Source organism: Benzoatithermus flavus (assembly GCF_037908215.1).
In the GTDB taxonomy this organism is placed as follows: Bacteria; Pseudomonadota; Alphaproteobacteria; order Geminicoccales; family Geminicoccaceae; genus Benzoatithermus; species Benzoatithermus flavus.
In genome coordinates this window covers 1-727 of sequence record NZ_JBBLZC010000086.1, presented here as the reverse complement: position 1 = coordinate 727, position 727 = coordinate 1, and the positions used below count along the sequence as shown (strand labels likewise).

General features: G+C 71.7%; 1 protein-coding gene and 1 pseudogene. Both read left to right on the top strand.

What is annotated here, in order from left to right:
- Positions 1-291 (top strand): annotated as a pseudogene (locus tag U1T56_RS24170) (hypothetical protein); the annotation flags it as partial.
- Positions 254-727 (top strand): transposase (locus U1T56_RS24165; protein WP_418162044.1); only part of this gene is annotated, 474 nt, incomplete at its 3' end. The pseudogene U1T56_RS24170 and the gene U1T56_RS24165, both read left to right, overlap by 38 nt.

Sequence of the window (727 nt, the reverse complement as noted above, 5' to 3'; positions counted from 1 at the left end):
GGACTCCTCGAAAAACCACTGGCGTCGGCGCGGTTTGGGGTGATTCGCTGCCGTCCGCGGCGAAGGGGGGTGGCGATGGCGGGTCAGGCGGGTTTCTTCGAGGCGGAGGAGCGGCTTGGGGCGCTGTCGGCGGCGGGGGATCCGTTGGAGCGGCTGCGTGCGGTGGTGGACTTCGAGGCGTTTCGCACCGAGCTCGAAGCGGCCTTGCCGCGGGCGGACCGCCGCCGGGGCGGCCGGCCCGGCCGAGATCGCGGTGCCGATCTTCGGCTACAAGAACCACCTCGGCATTGATCGTGCCCATGGGTTCATCCGTCGCTTCGTGGTGACCGACGCGGCGCGGCACGACGGCGCCCAGCTCGGCGCCGTGCTGGATCCTGGCAACACGGGCAGCGGCGTGTGGGCCGACACTGCCTATCGCAGCAAAGCGAACCGCGATCTGCTGGACCGGCGCGGGCTGCGGGCCGAGTTCCAGCGCGCGAAGCCGCGGGGACGGCCGATGCCCGCCCACATCGCCCGTGGCAACGCCACCCGGGCGCGGGTGCGCAGCCTCGTCGAGCATGTCTTCGCCGCAGAGAGGCGCCGCATGGGTCTTGTCAGCCGCTGCATCGGCCTGGCGCGCCACGGCGCGGATCACGCTGGCGAACCTGGCCTACAACATGCGCCGACTGGCGTGGATCGAGCGGCGAGGTGTGCCCGCCTGACGGATCCAGGCGCCGAAAATGCCTCA